Origin of the sequence: Psychrobacillus lasiicapitis (assembly GCF_006861795.1) — a bacterium.
Classification (GTDB): Bacteria; Bacillota; Bacilli; order Bacillales_A; family Planococcaceae; genus Psychrobacillus; species Psychrobacillus lasiicapitis.
The window spans coordinates 1-18688 of record NZ_VDGH01000021.1 but is presented as its reverse complement, the minus strand read 5'-3'; the positions used below and the strand labels follow the sequence as shown (position 1 = coordinate 18688).

General features: G+C 33.8%; 21 protein-coding genes and 4 pseudogenes. 6 read left to right on the top strand and 19 right to left on the bottom strand.

All coding sequences use genetic code 11. The features are described 5' to 3' along the window. Positions 1-133: 133 nt before the first annotated feature. The 8 genes and pseudogenes from FG382_RS22260 to FG382_RS23405 form a co-directional block, all read right to left on the bottom strand. Positions 134-655, bottom strand: coding sequence for a hypothetical protein (locus tag FG382_RS22260; protein WP_142541038.1), 522 nt, complete (start codon positions 653-655; stop codon positions 134-136). Positions 656-861: 206 nt separating this feature from the next. Then, entirely contained in the window at positions 862-1776 is a 915-nt protein-coding gene (locus tag FG382_RS22255; RefSeq protein ID WP_142541037.1) for an aminoglycoside phosphotransferase family protein, read from the bottom strand. A 271-nt stretch (positions 1777-2047) separates the two neighbouring features. Further along, complete coding sequence (locus FG382_RS22250; RefSeq protein WP_142541036.1) at positions 2048-2548, bottom strand: NUDIX hydrolase; 501 nt, start codon at positions 2546-2548, stop codon at positions 2048-2050. A gap of 310 nt (positions 2549-2858) precedes the next feature. Then, positions 2859-3203, bottom strand: a complete 345-nt coding sequence (locus FG382_RS22245; RefSeq protein WP_142541035.1) for a hypothetical protein — start codon at positions 3201-3203, stop codon at positions 2859-2861. A 360-nt stretch (positions 3204-3563) separates the two neighbouring features. Beyond that, positions 3564-3968: pseudogene (locus tag FG382_RS22240) on the bottom strand (DinB family protein); the annotation flags it as partial. Positions 3969-4284: 316 nt separating this feature from the next. After that, positions 4285-4449, bottom strand: a complete 165-nt coding sequence (locus tag FG382_RS23335; RefSeq protein WP_229677472.1) for a DUF6366 family protein — start codon at positions 4447-4449, stop codon at positions 4285-4287. Positions 4450-4593: 144 nt separating this feature from the next. Further along, positions 4594-4770 (bottom strand): DUF6440 family protein, encoded by a 177-nt coding sequence (locus FG382_RS22850; protein ID WP_170206604.1) that lies wholly within the window; start codon positions 4768-4770, stop codon positions 4594-4596. A 742-nt stretch (positions 4771-5512) separates the two neighbouring features. Continuing rightward, complete coding sequence (locus FG382_RS23405; RefSeq protein WP_268238286.1) at positions 5513-5635, bottom strand: hypothetical protein; 123 nt, start codon at positions 5633-5635, stop codon at positions 5513-5515. 543 nt (positions 5636-6178) lie between these two features. Between FG382_RS23405 and FG382_RS23100 the strand changes: the two genes are divergently transcribed. Beyond that, on the top strand, positions 6179-6436 hold the full coding sequence (locus FG382_RS23100) for a hypothetical protein (RefSeq protein ID WP_211356440.1): 258 nt from the start codon (positions 6179-6181) through the stop codon (positions 6434-6436). An 84-nt stretch (positions 6437-6520) separates the two neighbouring features. Continuing rightward, positions 6521-6673, top strand: coding sequence for a hypothetical protein (locus FG382_RS22845; protein ID WP_211356439.1), 153 nt, complete (start codon positions 6521-6523; stop codon positions 6671-6673). Positions 6674-6899: 226 nt separating this feature from the next. Here the strand turns inward: FG382_RS22845 and FG382_RS22235 are convergent, their stop codons facing one another. Continuing rightward, the gene (locus FG382_RS22235) at positions 6900-7304 is read right to left on the bottom strand and encodes an Lrp/AsnC family transcriptional regulator (RefSeq protein WP_142541034.1); all 405 of its coding nucleotides are present in this window, start codon (positions 7302-7304) and stop codon (positions 6900-6902) included. A gap of 133 nt (positions 7305-7437) precedes the next feature. Between FG382_RS22235 and FG382_RS22230 the strand changes: the two genes are divergently transcribed. Then, positions 7438-8202 carry an MBL fold metallo-hydrolase gene (locus FG382_RS22230; RefSeq protein WP_142541033.1) on the top strand — a complete coding sequence of 255 codons (765 nt, stop codon included), beginning with the start codon at positions 7438-7440 and terminating at the stop codon, positions 8200-8202. 187 nt (positions 8203-8389) lie between these two features. Continuing rightward, positions 8390-9694: an MFS transporter gene (locus FG382_RS22225; protein WP_142541032.1), complete on the top strand. Its 1305-nt coding sequence runs from the start codon at positions 8390-8392 to the stop codon at positions 9692-9694. A 326-nt stretch (positions 9695-10020) separates the two neighbouring features. On the opposite strand, the gene FG382_RS22220 is transcribed toward FG382_RS22225, so the two are convergent. From FG382_RS22220 to FG382_RS23400, 4 genes are all read right to left on the bottom strand, one after another. Then, positions 10021-10665, bottom strand: a complete 645-nt coding sequence (locus FG382_RS22220) for a LysE family translocator (RefSeq protein ID WP_142541031.1) — start codon at positions 10663-10665, stop codon at positions 10021-10023. A 359-nt stretch (positions 10666-11024) separates the two neighbouring features. Next, entirely contained in the window at positions 11025-11570 is a 546-nt protein-coding gene (locus FG382_RS22215) for a GNAT family N-acetyltransferase (RefSeq protein WP_142541030.1), read from the bottom strand. Positions 11571-11700: 130 nt separating this feature from the next. After that, a complete protein-coding gene (locus FG382_RS22210) occupies positions 11701-12102 on the bottom strand; it encodes a nucleoside 2-deoxyribosyltransferase (protein WP_142541029.1) in 402 nt (133 codons plus the stop codon). 912 nt (positions 12103-13014) lie between these two features. After that, the gene (locus tag FG382_RS23400) at positions 13015-13137 is read right to left on the bottom strand and encodes a hypothetical protein (RefSeq protein WP_268238287.1); all 123 of its coding nucleotides are present in this window, start codon (positions 13135-13137) and stop codon (positions 13015-13017) included. Between the two features lie 432 nt (positions 13138-13569). Between FG382_RS23400 and FG382_RS22205 the strand changes: the two genes are divergently transcribed. After that, complete coding sequence (locus FG382_RS22205) at positions 13570-14256, top strand: ArsR/SmtB family transcription factor (RefSeq protein ID WP_142541028.1); 687 nt, start codon at positions 13570-13572, stop codon at positions 14254-14256. A gap of 113 nt (positions 14257-14369) precedes the next feature. Here the strand turns inward: FG382_RS22205 and FG382_RS22200 are convergent, their stop codons facing one another. From FG382_RS22200 to FG382_RS22840, 5 genes and pseudogenes are all read right to left on the bottom strand, one after another. Continuing rightward, on the bottom strand, positions 14370-15254 hold the full coding sequence (locus FG382_RS22200; protein ID WP_142541027.1) for a DMT family transporter: 885 nt from the start codon (positions 15252-15254) through the stop codon (positions 14370-14372). A 275-nt stretch (positions 15255-15529) separates the two neighbouring features. Next, entirely contained in the window at positions 15530-15964 is a 435-nt protein-coding gene (locus FG382_RS22195) for an SMI1/KNR4 family protein (protein WP_142541026.1), read from the bottom strand. A 124-nt stretch (positions 15965-16088) separates the two neighbouring features. Next, positions 16089-16522, bottom strand: a pseudogene (locus tag FG382_RS22190) (DUF1569 domain-containing protein). A gap of 121 nt (positions 16523-16643) precedes the next feature. After that, positions 16644-17191 (bottom strand): annotated as a pseudogene (locus tag FG382_RS23330) (P-loop NTPase family protein). 166 nt (positions 17192-17357) lie between these two features. Then, positions 17358-17531, bottom strand: a complete 174-nt coding sequence (locus FG382_RS22840; RefSeq protein ID WP_170206602.1) for a hypothetical protein — start codon at positions 17529-17531, stop codon at positions 17358-17360. Between the two features lie 85 nt (positions 17532-17616). Here FG382_RS22840 and FG382_RS23325 point away from each other — a divergent pair. After that, positions 17617-17889, top strand: a pseudogene (locus FG382_RS23325) (integrase); the annotation flags it as partial. A gap of 100 nt (positions 17890-17989) precedes the next feature. On the opposite strand, the gene FG382_RS22175 reads toward FG382_RS23325, so the two are convergent. Then, a complete protein-coding gene (locus tag FG382_RS22175) occupies positions 17990-18391 on the bottom strand; it encodes a hypothetical protein (protein WP_142541025.1) in 402 nt (133 codons plus the stop codon). Between the last annotated feature and the right edge of the window lie 297 nt (positions 18392-18688).

Below are 18688 nucleotides of genomic sequence, written 5' to 3'. Positions count from 1 at the left end.
CCTAGTACAATCCATAATTTAATTCTCATTTAGGCGCTGCACTTTTTTAAAAAATTATTGAGCTGCGTCCGATTTCGTATTGCCTTTTTCTATAAATCGAAGATTTTAATTTTCATGGGAGTTTAAGAAGCACTTATTTACCACTTAACACAAGTGTTGCAAATGCAAATGAATGATTATCTATTTCACAGCGAATTAATATACAATGTATCAATTTCCCTTGTACAGCGTAATCTTTATAGCTTTCGAAATCATAACTTTCTTCAAAAGTGAATTCTATTTGCCCCTCTTTATTGGAAGTTATGTTTATTGGGATATCGTAATCAGAAATAATATTACCTTTCTCGTTTACGATATAATCATAAACTTCATATTGACCTGTTTCAAAGTTTAAAGGTTCAATTTCAATATTATCTCCATAAGCAATCATAGGTAAATCAATAAATCTCTTTCCTACCATAAAATCCTTTAATCGCTGTTCAATTTCCACTTCCTCCTCGTTATATAGGTCTCCATAATAGATGGAACTTAATTCAACAGAATTAGAAGAGATTTTTATCGCAGGTTCTTCCGTACCATTTTGACAAGCCGTAAGAAGTATAGTGGTTATTACTGTAATAAGTACAATTATCAATCTCGAAGTTTTGTCATTCATTAAAACTATCCCTTTCTAAATCGAATAATTTTCAGTCCCCTTTATGCTAACATAAAATACCACCAAAATATTTAGAATTCTTGTTAAACTAAACTGCCGCTTTAGTTTAAGTGTAACATTTCACAAACCTTATAATATTTACTGAACTTCAACTAGCACTATTCACTTTAATTACAATCCTTCACAATAATAAAAGTATTTCAAACTTATATCTCTTCTGTATACCATTTAGGTTTTATTTCACTAAAATAATCATGATCTTCTAAAAAAGTGTAAACTTTATCTAACATATCAGTTAAGTTGTCTGGAACAGTTTTTAAGGTCCATATTACAGTAGAGAAGACACACATTGCTAGATAAAGTGAATAAAGCCTCCAAAAATATTCATCGGGTTCAGTATTATTAAAATATCCCTTTATTTGTCCAATTGAAAAAGGAATGCTTACTTCCCGACTGAAGATACCAATTTTAAGAAATTCATGAATTGGATCGCCCCAATCATACCGGTTAAAATCTATAACTCCTGCGAATGTTTTATTATTTACAATGATATTTCCAACATGAAAATCATCATGTTGAAACACGTTCGGACGTTCTTTCATGAGGTGTATATTTTCTTCAATAAAATTCATTATTTTATGGTCACTTTCAACTCTAATTCCACATGATAAATAAGCATCAATATATTTCTTATGTTTTTCCTCTTTCCTTGAATGCCACGAAGTGACATGAATTGGAGCCACAAACTGATGGATTTTCCTCAATTCTTTCCCAGCTTCAAAGCCAATATTAAATTGCTCTTGTTCTGAGTATTTTTGGATTTCTTCCTCGGCATCTTTACCTTCGATGTATGATGTGATTATGTACCCCCGACTCCCTACCTGCCCCATAGAAATAGGCTGTAAACAAGCAACGTTATATTCCTGCAACTTTTCTAGAATAGAATATTCTTTCTTTTTTGATTCAAACTCTTCTAACTTAAAAGTTCGAAGAAGTAACTTTTTGCTTCCATCATTCATGTGTATTATAAATTTCTCATCTGAGGAAAACCCTTTTTTGATCTGAATAACATCCTTACAATTATTTATTAGAGGAATCTGCTTTAATAGTGTTTCAATCATTTTCTCACCTCTGTTCATTAAATTTTGAGAACAAATTATTTATTTATGATAGATTTATATTTCTTCCTTCACTAACCTCCCCTATAGTTGAAGAAGAATAAAGGTTTTACGCCTTCTAAAAGTAAAGCACCCATTACTTTAAGTACTTTCTTTCACAATCCATTTCAAAAACAATTTTTGCAATATAACCAATCCAATATTATACAAAGGTCCCGTAAAGTTATTATCGGAAATTTAATGAATGCTTTTCCACAATAAAATAGGCATCATACTAATCAATTTGTTGTTTTTCTGCGTAATACCATTTCAAATAATACATTATTCCAGACTTATCGACCCAGCTAAAATCTATTAGATCCTTCTCTAGTGAATGGTGTAGCTCATCTACTGGAATCCACTTTATATCCATAGTACTGTCGCCTTCTTTAACTATATTACCAGAGGCTTGACATCGAAAATAAGCGCCAAATGAATCTACTGGACCATTTGTCGTTTGATAAACAGCAAAAGGCTTCATAGCTTCAACATTTGAGTCCACATCATTAGTTTCAATTCTAGTTTCTTCCCCAAGCATCTTTGTTATATGAAGTCCTGTTTCTTCGTGCACTTCTCTTTTAAGTCCTTCCATAAATGACTCGAATTCCTCTAACCTTCCTCCAGGTAGCTCATAAGGTGTTTTATTCTCATTAGATTTAACCCTTTTTTGAATAACGATTTCAGTTCCATTTGGTCCATTTCTTTCAATTATTGCTCTAACATTTACATAGATCATACAAGTTCTCCCCCACTTTTCCTCTTCAACTAGATGGCCCGATTGTTGAATAAAAGTTAAAACCTCTCTTGAACTAAACTGCTTCTTTAGTTTAAGTGTAACATTTCACATTGCATATCTGAGAACAACTTAATATTTTGGACATAAAAATAGACCATCGAAATGATGGCCATGTTTTGCTAAAGCACCCGTTAGTTGAATAAGATAGAGACTTATATTCCACAATCGCGCCCGATTATTGTATTAAGTTAGTCATTGTATCCATTAACAAAACCCTGAATTCACTACTCTACGCTAAAAGTCCAGGCAGTTATGCTTTTTGTTTCTTTTTAATGAATGTGTAAATATTTAAAATAACTCCTATGACAAACAAAACAATTGCGTTGAGTGCCAGGACTATTGCTATAAACCCTCCTGCAAAAGCGATTCCTTGCCATTCGTCACCAGCACTATTTCCGTTATAACTTTTATTACCATAATGAATTCCTAATGATACAAAACTAAATACTACTCCTAGAGATAAAAAAGCCAAAACAATTGCAGAAATCCATATAGGGAATTTCTTTTTTTTGTATAAGTACAATGCTAACCCGTCACCAATCACAATAGTTAAGAAAATAATCATCCAAACAATACCATCGCCTATTTTGATCACACCCCTTTAATAATAGGCTATCCTATTATGGGTATTTTTTCAATTTCAGGTACAGGTACAGGTAATTAAATAGACATTAACTTTTGTAAATAAGCAAAAAACAAATGAAGCATTTTAGAAATACTTTTTTCATTCTCCTTATTCCACAATATGGTCCGATTGTGGAATAACATGACTGTAGTTTTATAAAAAAACTTTATTATCTTTGTACATTTATTTTGCACAAATTTCAATCACGAGGTTTCAGTGTTTATCACTATTCATTTTGTTAAAGAAGATTCTTTATTTCGGAAATCGAATATTCAGCTAAACTGCCCCGTAAGTGGAAGAAGAGCATCCAATTTATTATGTAACTTCTCCCTATAATATATAACTTTTCAACTCATCTTTTTGACGCAAGTGATGACGAAAATGCATTCCAACCAAATCATACCATTCCCTAGCATTCAGCCAGCCGAAACCTCCATGTTTAATTTTATTATTTTGGTTAACATGATCCACTTTCGATTCCCATTGGTTTAATCTTTGGATTAACTGATACATTCTACTAATTAGGTCTTCCTTGCTGTCTGAATTATTTGGTGGAGAATTTAGTTCATCTGGTAATCGTATTTTAATAGGTGGGAACCCTCCGTTCCTAAATAATTGCTCACCAAACTGAGTTTTTCCAAGGGGTTGTTCCTCATTTAATGTAGCACATGATTCCATATTATCAAGATACTCATGGGCAACAAGAATTAAATGGTCATACATCTGTCCAATAGACCAAACCCCTTTTTTCTAGATATACCTTAGCTGTTCCAATGAATAATTGTAAAGATCACTTTTGAAACTCATAAGCAGTTTATTGTCACTCATTTAAATACTCCTTTGTAACTTTAATTTAAATCTGAAATTTCATTTTTTTCTTATAAATAACTATACCATTCATGATGACAAATACTTAGTGAAAAATATTTATAATTTCACTGAATACATAATTTGACCATTTATTACTGATTTTCCTGTACAGACATCGATTTGTATATTGTTATCAACAGCCCCTTGAGGAAAAAGAGATGTTAAATATTTAATTACCTTTTCAAAGAATATGTATCCCCGTTCCTTTCCATCCCATACCACCTGTTAAATCAGTTAAATTTCCAAAGCTTCCTCCTTTTAATGCATCGGGTAGAGAACCATTGAGATTATTTATTAACTCGCATTGTCTTAAGCGTCTTTTTTTCTGGGGTTTCTTGCTGATTATTCAAACCAAATGTCCTCTTTGAATCCTGTATTTTCAAATTTTTGGTTATACCTTATTACCTTATTGAACTAAACTGCACCTTTAGTTCAATAAAAAAAAGAGTTGCCTAAGCAACCCATGTTCTTTACTAAAAGTAACCGTTAGTTAAAAATCCTTATCTACTATCGGTTTTCCTTCTGCGTCAACCATTACAGTTAGTCCCATTCCATAACCCTCTTGGTGAACAAGGTATAGTACACCTGTTTCATTATCGCGAATTACTTTACTGACGGTAAACTTTCCCTGCTTATAAACTTCTTCAAAACGGTTATTTTCCTTCATAATATCCTCCTTCATTTTTCAAATACATAAATTTGTATACTATATATGAATACGATTCACTCAATAAAAAGTTCCAAAAGCTTCTTAAACTAACCTGCTGCGTTATTTTAAGTGTAACATTTCACAATGCATAACTGAGAACAACTTAATCTCGAAAGAGCCAAGGGGATATCTCCAATTCCAGCAATAATTGGGTTAGAGCGCGGGTACCTCTCGCTTAATTATCGATATTTCTAATCAAAAAGATCTCTAGTGCGTACTCATACGCGCTAGAGATCTATTCTTAGTTATGAATAGCTTATTGACTACTATCTATATAAAATCGAACAAATGAATATCTAAACGAACTAAGTGCAGGAGCCTTATCAGGGGTAGCCAAAGTCATCAGACCAGCGGTGAAGCTACTTAGTTTATGGCGAGGGGCGTCCCTAGCGCCATAGCGAATTCAATGTGATTCTTTATCCCGCATTAACTGGCAGTAATACCCCACTGATTAAAGGTTCACTTTATGTCAACTTATCGTTACTAATTTTTGAAGGTTATTTTGAATTTACTTGTGTAAAATAACTCAAGACTCTTTTCAAAAAAGATTTGTGATTTTTCTTTTTTCTAGATAGGTAGTTATGTCCTAATTTATATTGTCTTGCTTCCTTTTCCAAGTCAGCCATCCGTTGCTTTACATATTCTATATCGTTATTCGTAAACATTATTTTTCTCCTTAAGGAGAAGTCCAATTATATTGTTAAGGTGTGGCTAGCACCATTCCTGTTAGCCACTTTTCACCTAAATCGTGTGTTGGCGACTCCAATTTATTTTTACCTACAAATTTATTAATCTGCTTACCACTCATTTTTGGTATCATCATTTTTTTTCCTCTTTCATTTATTATTTTTCCGATTAAACCAATAGCATCATTTTAGTCAACTGGGGTTTTTCTTTCCCCAACCGGTGCTATCCACTTTCGAGAGATTCCTTTTTTAATAACTTTCTTCGCTGTTTCATGATCATCATCACCAGCACTCCTTTTCTTGTTATTTTGTTTATATATGCAACACGCAATGCGTGAAAACACCAAAGTTTCTAAAAAGCACGCAAAAAAGCACACGCTTCTTTACATAAGCGTGTGCTCATAGAAAAAGAACGGCATAACATGCCGTCCGTTAATTATTTACAAAAAAATAATTAGCAGTTAGGCACGAATTCACTATACGATTATTTTTTAAAGTTCTAAATGTAGTCATTTTCCGTACCTCCTTTTCTAATTTGAATATCTAACTACTATAGGATATCATTTCTTATTTCTGAATGTCAACACCTTTCTGAATATTATGTTTTATTTTCAGCATATCAGCCTCCAAAGCCAAGTAGCTTCCTCAATGAAAAAAAACATACAGATCCTTTGAATGATATGTTAACACGTCGATTATTATTACTTTGTTCTAAACCAAAGTTTTTAGAAGAAATGGGATTAAAGTCGTCCAGTCCTTCGACAATTGGCCGGCGATTTTCAGAGCTGAAGACGTCCCATTTAGGAGATTTTCTCAGCTGTTTGGTTGCACATTACTGGCGTTTAATAGGGGATGCTAAAGGGTTGAATGTCAACGTTGGTCTCCTTCGAATCATTGATGGTACCTATATCAAGTTGCCTAATAACGCCGCAAATTGAACGGCAATCTCAAATGATTCCTGTGGAAACAAGCTACATGTCCGAATTGTCGCCGTTTCGCCCGATAGTGTCTTTCCGGAAAAGATGATTCTATCTATGGGAAACCTAGCTGATTCTGACGCAGTCAACCACATTATCGACGCAGACGGCGCACTGTATGTAATGGACCGAGAGTATGCCCATCAAACAAAATCGGCGGTTGGTTGGAGAGGATTATACAGTTTCTTGTTCGAGTAAGAAAGGATCACTCTCCACTAGTATACTTCTTCAACACAATTGATTAATATCCCTTATTGCACTAAACTGGCGCGTTAGTTCAATAAGAAAAAAGACGTTACTCCTTCTTGAAGTAAAGCATCCGTTAGTTGAATAAGAGAAGGGACGTTTATTTCACAATCGCGCCCTTTAATTGAATAACTTGATGTTATCCTCATAAAAAAACACTTATTGCAGTTCTGCGTTATTAATTTATAACAATAGATAATTTATAGTTTGCATACTTATTTAACTCTAATAAAAATAGATTTAACGCTTCATTGCCTGGAAACCTGCACTCCAAAAGATAACAGCCATCCCCACTGATTTTATAATTATTGATGACATACCCCTCCTTTGTTTGGATAAATGAGAGATAAGGTTGATGGTATGTACCTTCTATATAGATATTGATGAAGGCATACGTAAAGCACCCTAATTTCGCTTGATCTACTTTAATACTATATCCCTGAATAACTCCATTGTCTTTTAATTTCTGCACTCTAGCTGCAGCTGCTGGCGCTGTTAAGTGAACTATTTCTCCCAATTCTTTCATTGTAATTCGGCTATTGCTACATAATTCCTCTATAATCTTTTTATCTGTTTGATCCATTTGAACGTTAACTCCTTTCGAAAATAAAGCCAAAGAGTTAAAACACTTTATTTTGTCTATGTATTTGAATGTTGCTCATATTATACACTTATTTAGGTCAAACAAGACAAATTAAAGAAAGTGAGTTGTAAATATGAAAATTACACAAATTCGAAATGCAACAATCGTTGTAGAATATGCTAATAAAAAGTTTTTAATAGATCCTATGTTAGCAGAGAAAGGTACGTACCCTGCTTTCCAAAATACCATCAGACATGATTTGTATAATCCTTCGGTGAGTTTGCCAATTTCTATTGATAACATTCTGGATGGCCTAGATGCAGTAATTGTTACTCATTTACACCTCGATCACTTTGATGATGTGGCAAAAAACGTATTGCCAAAAGATATCAAAGTATTTGTGCAAAGTGACGCAGAGGGAAAAGAAGTAAAAGCAATTGGTTTTAAAAATGTAGAAGTACTACAACAAGACACTGTTTTTGAAGGTATCCAATTAGTGAAAACAAAAGGTGAACATGGTAGAGGAGAAGAATTATTAAACTTGATGGGTGAAGTTTGTGGAGTAGTATTCAAGCACCCAAGTGAAGAAGTCTTATATGTAGCTGGTGATACAGTTTGGTATGATGCTATCGGAGACGAGATTCATACACATCAACCAGAAATCATTGTGGTTAATAGTGGAGACAATCAAGTATTAGACTTAGGTTCGCTCATCATGGGAAAAGAAGACGTCTATGAAGTTCACAAGGCGGCTCCTAATTCTAAAATTATTGCCGTTCATATGGAAGCTGTAAACCATTGGACACTATCTAGAGAAGAATTAAAAAACTTTAGTAAAGAAAGAGAATTTTCAAGCAATATTTTAGTGCCAGAAGATGGTGAATCATACTCATTTTAATATGAACACCGACAATATTGTCGGGTTGATATTTAAAAATAAGAAGAAGGTCATAATTATCTCCCATTTAATTGTGACCTTCTACTAATTATAAATATAAGAAATGGAATATATGAAATAACATGCACAAAGGATGACAAATAATTTCGAAAAGCTATGAAGCTATTTCGTTTAGGAGGTAGAGTTCGTGGCAAGAAAAATTGAAAATACATCAACACAACAGCCTTTATGGTTGCAAGAATATATTGATTTACCAGAAAAACAAAACCAACTTTATAAAAAAACATTAAAAGTCTTGATTCTTTCACAAATCTTTGGGGGAGCAGGACTTGGTGCTGGGATAACAGTGGGGGCACTTCTTGCACAAGACATGTTAGGAACGGAAAATGCAGCCGGAATTCCAGTTGCCCTCTTCACTTTTGGATCTGCAGTATCTGCCCTACTTATAGGAGCAGCCTCACAACGTTTCGGTCGTAGAGCTGGACTTGCAGGTGGTTTTCTCATAGGTGGATTAGGTGCTATAGGTGTGGTAATTGCGTCTTTAATCAACAGCATTATCCTTTTATTTGTTGCCCTTCTTATTTATGGAGCAGGTATGGCTTCTAATCTTCAAGCTCGTTATGCAGGGACAGACCTTGCAAATGAGAAACAACGAGCAACTGCTGCAAGTATGGCATTGGTTTCTACTACTTTAGGAGCTGTAGTAGGCCCTAACTTAGTTACTCCAATGGGAGAATTCGCAGAATCAATTGGTGTTCCAAATTTAGCTGGTCCGTTTATCATGTCAGGAGCAGCTTTTATTATTGCTGGATTAATTCTCTTAATTTTTCTTCGTCCAGATCCGTTGTTTGTATCTACAGCAATTGCGAATGCTGAGAAAAAGGACCATAAAGTTCAGACAGGAGGAAGTCTAAAAAATCCTACCGTAAACAAAAAAGGAATTATAGTAGGAGCTGTAATAATGATTTTAGCTCAACTAATCATGACAGCTATTATGACAATGACACCAGTTCACATGGGACATCACGGTCATAGTTTGAGTGAAGTGGGGTTAGTTATAGGGTTCCATATAGCAGCGATGTATCTTCCTTCACCTTTGACTGGTTTATTAGTAGATAAGTTTGGTCGCACTACTATGGCTATTGCTTCAGGCACTACACTCCTTACCGCTGGATTGGTGGCAGCTTTTGCTCCGGCAGACTCATTATTATTGCTAATCCTAGCACTAGTATTACTAGGTGTAGGTTGGAACTTTGGTTTATTAACGGGAACTGCTCTCATTATAGATTCAACACATCCTTCCGTACGTGCAAAAACGCAAGGAACATTCGATGTCTTTGTAGCACTATCAGGAGCAGCAGGTGGAGCCTTGTCAGGAATGGTTGTCGTACATTTTAGTTATGCGATTCTATCAATTTCAGGAGCCGTTTTATCATTGTTACTTATTTCTGTAGTTGTCTGGTATTTTAAAAGGAATCAAGTAAAAAGCTAAAGCGATATCTAGCTTTCCTATATATGAGATATACTTACACTCCCTAAATCTACAAACTTTAAATAAAAACCCTCTCAAAAACGATTTTTTTGAGAGGGTTTTTTAACTTGTTCCACCGAAGTATTGGAAATGCTCTGTTAGTACCTTCTTGAATTAATCTGTCCCGTTTATTTAAGACAAGTAAAACAACCCACTTAAACTAACCTGTACCTTTAGTTTAAGTGTAACATTTCACAATGCATATCTGAGATCAACTTAATTTTTGGACATAAAAATAGACCACCGAAATGATGACCAAATTTTGCTAAAGCAACCGTTAGTGAGAATTATCCTCTCTTTTCAAAAGCTAACAAAGTTCCTAAACCGACTAGAGTAAACCCGCTAATCTTTTTCTGCCATTGCATTGCAGTGTTATTTTTCGTTAATACATTTTTAATTGAACCTGCAATCATTGAATAGCCGATATCAACTATCAATGTAAGCAAAGCAAAAACAACTCCTAGAAATATGAATTGAAAAAAAGTGTTCCTCATGTTGGGACTAATAAATTGTGGAAGAAACGTAAGGAAAAATAAAGCAACTTTCGGATTGAAAATATCTATTATTGCTCCTTGCCAAAAGGCTTTCCTTATTCCGCCTTGATTGTCTTGAATATTAATATTTATTCCCTTTTTGTCTCGAATAGTTTGTATTCCTAAATAAATTAGATACGCTGCACCTATATACTTTATGATTTGAAAGACTAGTGCAGAAGTCATCAAGAGAGCTGAAAGGCCGAATGCAGCAAGTAGAATGTGGAACATAACCCCCACTTGCATTCCAAACGATGTGGCTATTCCAACCTTTTTACCTTCCGCAATACTACGGCTGACTATATATGCCATATCTGGTCCTGGGACAATTGCTATTACCAATGTAGCTACTAAAAAAGCTGTAAAATGAGTAAAATCTAAATTAATAAAATCAAACATAAATACACCTCCGAAGTTATTATATGTCGTAAGAATAACCAGTTGTATAAAAATTCTCAATATTATTTTTTTGCGTTAACCTGACCTGTTAGTTCAATAAGAAAAAGCTACCCCTAAGGCAGCCTCTTGTCAAACTAAAGCACCCGTTAGTTTAAGTGAAGCGCTTCACAAACTTCGATAAAAAAGAGAGTTGCCAAGCAACTTCATAGATATGTACAAAATCCTCGTACAATATACAATTTAAAACTTCACCATCACGTACTGTTCTTGAAGTAGTGGTGGAAGTGTTAAAATTGTATAAGGCAGTCTTGCGAGTGACTCGTTTCGTTTACATATATAATATCGGAAGTGAAATGAGCTTACACATCCAAACTGTTGATGACAGCTAATATTTGATGATCTGTCCATTTGCCATTAATCTTCAGATTTTCTTTAGCTATACCTTCTTTTTTAAACCCTCCTTTTTCTAATACACGAATAGATGCTGTATTGTCAGGCATAGCTCCTGCTTCAATTCTATGTAGTTTTAATTCTCTAAAAGCAAAATCCACAACAAGTTGAAGAGCTTCTGTTGTATAGCCCTTTCCATTATACTCCTTATCTAAAGTAAAGCCGGTATAACAGCTCTGGAGGTCTCCCCTAACAATTTGAGTTAATGAAATGTCTCCGATAAGTTTATCAGTTGTTTTTAAAAAGATTCCAAAAGCATATAATTGCCCTTCATCTGTTTTTTTTAATGCCTGTTCAATGCGTATTTTTTGATGTTCTTCTGTATAAAAGGCTTCTGGAAGTAATGGGCTAACTCGTTGAAAAAATTCGCGATTTCTAGTATGCAAGTTAGTTAACTCTCTGACGTCAGAAGTTTTGTAAAGTCGAAGATATATTTGTTCCCCTACTAGCTTCATAAAAATACCCTCCAATATCTTTTTACTGCCATTATATTCAAATTAGGCAAAAGTATTCTTATTGCACTAATCTGCCCCTTTAGTTCAATAAGAAAAAAGGCTTTACTCCTTCTTGAAGTAAAGCACCTCGTTAGCTTAAAAAACTTTTTGATTTTAAGTCTATAATATCTACTAACTCATCTATTGTTCCAAAGCACTTTTCGATATCAGGTAAATGATAAAATGTACTGGTTGTTTCAATGTTATCTACTTCTTTGTTCGGTGAGTAAAGATAAATTTTTTTGTCGTTCCCCATAGCAATACCTAATTCAATATGGCTTCCTTTTCCTGCTGGTAATAAAACAACAACAAAATCCGCTTCTATTATAGCCTTTTTCTCCTTTTGACCTATTGCCTTTAGTTCTTCCAATGTTCTTACGTTCTCATTTATAGTCCAGTCATATGTATGGATAAATCCTTTATTTTTTAACCTTTTGCTAACATATCTAACCTGTTCTATATTTTTTAAGCTTGATGCAATATAAAATTTCATAATTTCTCTCCTTTTTATTATCAATTATCTTACTAACCCTTCTTCAACTAACCTGCCCCTTTAGTTCAATAAGAAAAAAAGGCTTTACCCCTTCTTGAAGTAAAGCACCCGTTAATTGAACGTCGTTAGTACAATTAGTTCTATAAAAAGTCCTTAATCCTTCTTGGTTCAATGCAACACCATTATGTAAATAATTTAATTACAGCGACCAAAGTTAGAATTATAGAAATAGTTATGAATATATAACCATATACTGCTTTTTTGTCCTTTTCAAATCATCTAATCCTGACAGAAACATCGAAGTACCTAATGACAACATCATAAAAGGTATTAACTCAAGCGGAGTTATTAAATCTAAAATCCCAAAAACAATAGCACATATTAATAACGGTGTTCTTAATCTGTTAAGCATTATTCGCCTCTCTTTCTAACGTTATTGTTAGATTCAAAATGGTTGCATAAGAATCAATACTTTTCATTAATTAATATATAAGTACCTCTCTTCTTGTACCATTCTTCATTACTTTCATTATTTCCTTCTTAAACTAACCTGCCGCTTTAGTTTAAGTGTAACTTTCACAATACATATCTGCGAACAACTTCATGTTTTGAACATAAAAATAGACCATTGAATTGATGGCCAGATTTTGCTAGAGTACCCGTTAGTTTAAGTACATTTTTTCACAATCTCAATTAAATCTCTTCTTTTGTATATTCAGTATAGGGGTCGAAATCTCCACAATATAAGTTCACAACTCTCTGGGTGAAGCTATAATCCCTTTAGATTGCACTACATATTCTTTGTTTATTGGTTCTATATGGTAGTTTTATCCATTACCATAATCGTGTGCTAAACGAATTAACTCAGAACCTAATCCGAGTAAAGCATTTTTACTTAAAGTAATTTGTACTCTACGGCTTTATATCATTTCCGCTACTATCCATAACGGATACTAATGCAATGTTGTCACCTGTTATTTCAAAGGCTTCTTCTTTATCAAAATCGTTATCTAAATCAATAATGTATTCAGACATAATAACCCCACGTCCGTTCTAATATAAGTTTAATTTCCCCTAACCCGTTAATTCAATGAGAAAAGCTACCCTTACAGGATGCCACTTGCTTAACTAAAGCACACCATTAGCGTAATAAGAAAAATCGTCACCAGTCCTTGGATGTTATAAATACTTTATATTGGGATTTAATTAGATAATTAGAAATTGTAATACCATGTCCTTCGAAATCTCTTGCGTTCTCAACGCTAATAAATACAGATTGTAATCTTACTAATCCTACCAGCTTGTCTGTCTTATTTGCATATCCATTTGAAACGTAATCTGTTTGAGAAGTAATATCGCTACATAATAGTCTTTCATCATATTACCTCAATGAATTGTTATAATTCATTGTAAACAATTGACGCTTCAACTATAATCGAAATATGGAATGCGGAAAGGTTGTTAATAATGAGTATAAATCCAAATGTGGCGGAAGTTGCCTCTCTCCTTGGTGAAACGTCGCGCGCAACAATTCTAATGAGTTTAATGGACGGGCGTTTTCATACAGCCAGTGAATTAGCTTTTATGGCTGCTATAACACCTCAAACAGCTAGCTTTCACCTTTCTAAACTAGTAGAAGGTAACCTTGTTAACGTTGAAAAAAACGGACGTCATCGCTATTATCAGCTAGCTAATGAAGAAGTCGCTCGCATTTTAGAATCGTTTCTTGTGATTTCTCCACCTCCTAAAGTGCATTCGTTAAAACAATCTAGCCAAGTAAAATTGCTTCGTGAAGCCAGAACTTGCTATGACCATTTAGCAGGAAAATTAGGAGTGGATTTGACCGAATCGATGTTGAACGCTGGTTATTTGGAAAAAGAAGAGAGAGAATTTGTTGTTACACCTAAAGGAGAACAGTTTTTTTCTGATTTCGGCATTGATTTAAGTGAATTAAAAAGAAAACGCCGCTCATTTTCTCACGTATGTCTAGACTGGAGTGAACGTCACCATCATCTTGGTGGCGCTTTAGGTCACGGACTTATTACACACTTTTTTGAATTAGGTTGGATAGTTCGAGTTCCATCTATTCGCGCTGTGAAAGTCACAGATAAAGGAAAATTAGGGTTTAAACAAGACTTTAATATTAATATGTAATTTAGCATAGAGAAAGGCCCTTCCTTAGAAGACAGATTATGATTACTTTCTTATCTTTACACTATGAGGGGCCATATAAGCGCTTGAACGCTTAGAACAAACTATTCATTTATTTATAAAGTTCTTTTTACTAGGTTATATTTCTCCTGAAAAGTTCTATTTACAAGATAGATACCAACAATAATAAACAAGCCACCAACTATGTTAGAAGGGTATAATGACTCCCCTAATAGTAACCAACCAGATAATACACCGAAGAAAGGTGCCAAAAATAAATAGGCACTCGTTTTTCCTGGATCACCCTTTTGTAAAAGATAATACCAGACGGCAAACTGAACAATAGAAGACATAATACTTAACCATAATAAAATGAACAATGAATAACCGTTCAAAATAAAAACTGGTTTTTCAAGGATAAAGCTGCCAAGTAAAAGTAGTAATCCACCAAAAAACATCTGGTAAGCGGATAGAACCCACGTATTGAAAAGTGACCCCCATTTTTTAACCAATAATGTTGAAATTGCCCAAAAAACAGCAGAAAGAATGCCAAAAAGAACGCCAATCTTTAATTCAATTTGCGCACCTACTGCAATACTTACCCCTACTAACCCTAAAAGAACACCAATCCATTGATAAAATTTATAGCGTGTTTTTAAAAATATGGTACCAAATACAACAACAAGTAACGGGTTAGTGAATGTAAGTATTGAAGATTCACTAGCTGTAATGGTTCGTAAACTCAAGAAAATACACCCCATTACACCGGCTGTTTGGAAAGTACCAATAATAAGCATCTTTATCCAGTTTCCTTTAAATAATGGGTGCGGTCTTCTTAAAACGATAACGATTACTGCCATTATGAATCCAGCAAGTGTGAAGCGTAATCCTGCTAATAACAACGGGGATGAATAAGACAAACCTATTTTACCTACGGCAAAAGAAGAACCCATTAAAAATGTCGTTAAGAGTATTAACAATGTAAACTTAAAACTATTCATATTTTATTATCTCCCTACATATTATACTGAGCTATCTGTGTCTATTATAACTTCTAAACATTTCAGCTATGGTCGAAATATGGAATACAAGTAGAGACAAATTAAAAATGGGGCTGCCATTTCACTTGTTCAACTAAATGCCGCTTTAGTTTAAGTGTAACATTTCACAATGCATATCTGAGATCAACTTAATTTTTTAGACATAAAAATAGACCGTCGAAATGATGGCCATGTTTTGTTAAAGCACCCGTTAGTTGAATAACGGAAACTTATACCTATATCGAAATTTCGGAACTAATCCAACCTTTTATAAAATCTTCTAATGATGAAGCAATCCAATTTCGACTATCATCTTCATGATTCCATACAAATATGTCATCTCTTTGAATATTCCCATTTAATATTCCGAAACCGAATAAATCCCCATTTCCCCCATCAGAAAAAAATAATAAATTATCAAATGGCATAAAAATATCTTTATAATCATCAAAATTTCTAAAAAACAAATTCTCTTCTACTATTTGTTGGGTTGACCAAATTAAAGGACAATCATGCTTATCAAATACTCCATTTGTTTCATTGAAAAGTGCTAATAATTTTTCAGGTAATTCAACATTTAATTCTTTTTTTATAAGAGTAATTTCAGAATTGGTTGCTGGTGCTTTGAAATTATATTCTTTTGATATTGTCTCAATGTATTTCTTCCACATAATTAAATTCTAGCCCCTTTAAATTTTCTATCATTCAATTATACAGCACAGTTCATATGTTATCCTTCTTCAACTAACCTGCCCCTTTAGTTTAAGTGTAACATTTCACAATGCATATCTGAGATCAACTTAATGTTTTGGACATAAAAATAGACCATCGAAATGATGGCCATATTTTGCTAAAGCACCCGTTAGGATGTGGATGATTTGTACACTTATGAGGACCATTACTTTGAAACGTTATAATTTTTTGTTTTAGTTTTTTCTTTTCTGTTTCAAATTCTTTATCATCTACAATCAAAATAGTAGGGATTGTTGACATGTTTTTTGCTAAGGGCTTGTCATTATATAAAATTGGTTTCACAAACTTCCCAATTAATATCCCTAACCAACCTCTCGGAGGAAAAGCATTTCCCATTGCAATGTCTTGAAAAGATGAACAATGTGCCAGCATTTTGGCAACATCCATTTTACCCATTGCGGTTTTGAATCTCGGGTTAAGTTGTCAATTCGGTTTAAAATTTCCTCTGCGTGCGATTGATTAAAAATATCCTTCATCTTTGTGCCCCCTTTGCATATTTGTTACCACATGTCCCTAAATGAAATTTCAACTAACCTGCCGCGTTAGTTTAATAAGAAGAAAGGCTTTACTCCTGCTTGAAGTAAAGCACTCTTTAGCTCAATAACTTTTTGAATTTGAACTTAAATAATTTAAGTAAATTTCCACTCGTTCCTGAACCGAATGATCTCCTTCAATTCTAAATATTGGGCAAACTAATTCTGACATCCAATGTTCGTGTAATGTTTTACTTCTAACTTCCATACCTGCTTCATCATATAAGGAAGCCCAATCCAAAAATGCCTTTGATTGCTCGTATTAACTGCCACCAACTAATATATCATTACCATACCTTTGAAATTCCCTTTGTTGCAATCTCTGAAGTCTTACACTTTTGGGAATCTCTAAAAAAAATAACCAAATCAAAATGGGATTTAAGCTGTCACCCCAGCCACAAATTGCCCCCGAAAGAATCCAGTTTTCATATGTTGATAAATCGCACCTTAGCATTTCTCTTTTTTCAAGTATGGCCCTTTGTTCTGTATACTTGGTTTTCCAAAAGTAGTCATCCGTATCAAGGTGAGTATGAGGTAGAATCGTTGATAATGAAGTTCCAGTGTCGAAGTTCCTGAACCAGCAGTACCAAAGATATGAATTTTTTTACTCAATTTCTTCGCCTCCAATTTGACCAATCTGCTTGTTTGCTTTTTGTTATACAGTTAATATTCAACTTTTAGAACAAATTTCCTTCTTCAGCTAAACTGCCCCTTTAGTTCAACAAGAAAAAAGAGCTACCTAAGCAACCCTATGATCTTTACTAAAGCAATCGTTAGTTTAAATCCATTTATCTAATGTCCATCCTTCAGCCAATCTCTGTTTAAGTAAGGTGTCATTCCAAATTCCCCAAGGTGATAGTTGCTTTTGTTCCTTAGAAAGTCTCTCGACGTTTTCTCTAGACCAAGTATCATAGTCAATGATATGCCAACAAATTAATACACCATTAACCATGTATTCACTTCTAAATAGAGAATGATAAAGAAACGACCTTCACAGTTCCATTTACTCTAAAAAATAAAATACCACGAGGCAAAGTAATTGGTCCAATCAATCCGCGATTGTGAGAGGAAAGGGCGATAAGGAAAGGGAAGTTTATTTTAATACACGTTGTGATATATGGCTTAAACGCTATATGGAAAGTCGTAATGACCATAATCCAGCAATCTTTGTAACTGCAAGACAGCCACATAAAATGAGTGTCGCCGAAGTCATACAAAGTCTTATGGGGAATGAGAAAAGTGAAACAACTAGGATCTACGCTCAATTAAGCGGAAGACTAAGGAAAGAGTATTATCAGAAATACTTTTAAATACAAAGGAGCCACGTCATAATGACGAGGCTCTATTTGACTAACGCACTCTTTAGTTTAAGTATAATTGTTCACAAACTTATTAATTAAATAGTTACATCTATTTTTTTTCAATCGCCATACGCAAGTTCGAGATAACTCCAATAAGCAATACTAACGAACAAATCATTTTTTCAAAAGGTGTTCCAAACAATTGTTGTATAAATCCAAAAGACCAAAGTACAACAAAAAACCAACATATAACGGTTATTCCTCTTTTGTATTTATATAGTTTAATTCTACCAACAATCAATGTAAAAACTACTCCAATAATAGAAATAACTATATTTATAACAGATATTGGTAGCTGTTCAGCGAATGATTCAGACCTTCCACCATTAACCCATGTGAATGGAATTACACTGCTCATAATAAGAACATGTAGTAATATTGTTAAGGAATAAAAACAAATTCCCATAAATACAGCCGTTTTCATATTAATTTTTTTAAGTTTTTCTAACATAGATCAACCTCATTTTTTCCACTTTTTCCGGATTCCACGTTAACCCATATTCTATATGAGATTTCGCAGTGGTATTAATACCAAGTTTATTCTTTGTCAGCAACATCCATGCTAATAAAAGAAAATAAGGTTTCGGTTTTCTTGTTGAGCTAACCTCCCCTTTAGTTCGATAAGAAAAAAGGCTTTACCCCTTCTTGAAGTAAACCAGCTAATAGGATGTCAATATTTTTCTTTAAAATTTCTATTAATCTTATGATATACTATTTTGTGCATGACAAATAGCCCTCCAAAAACCTT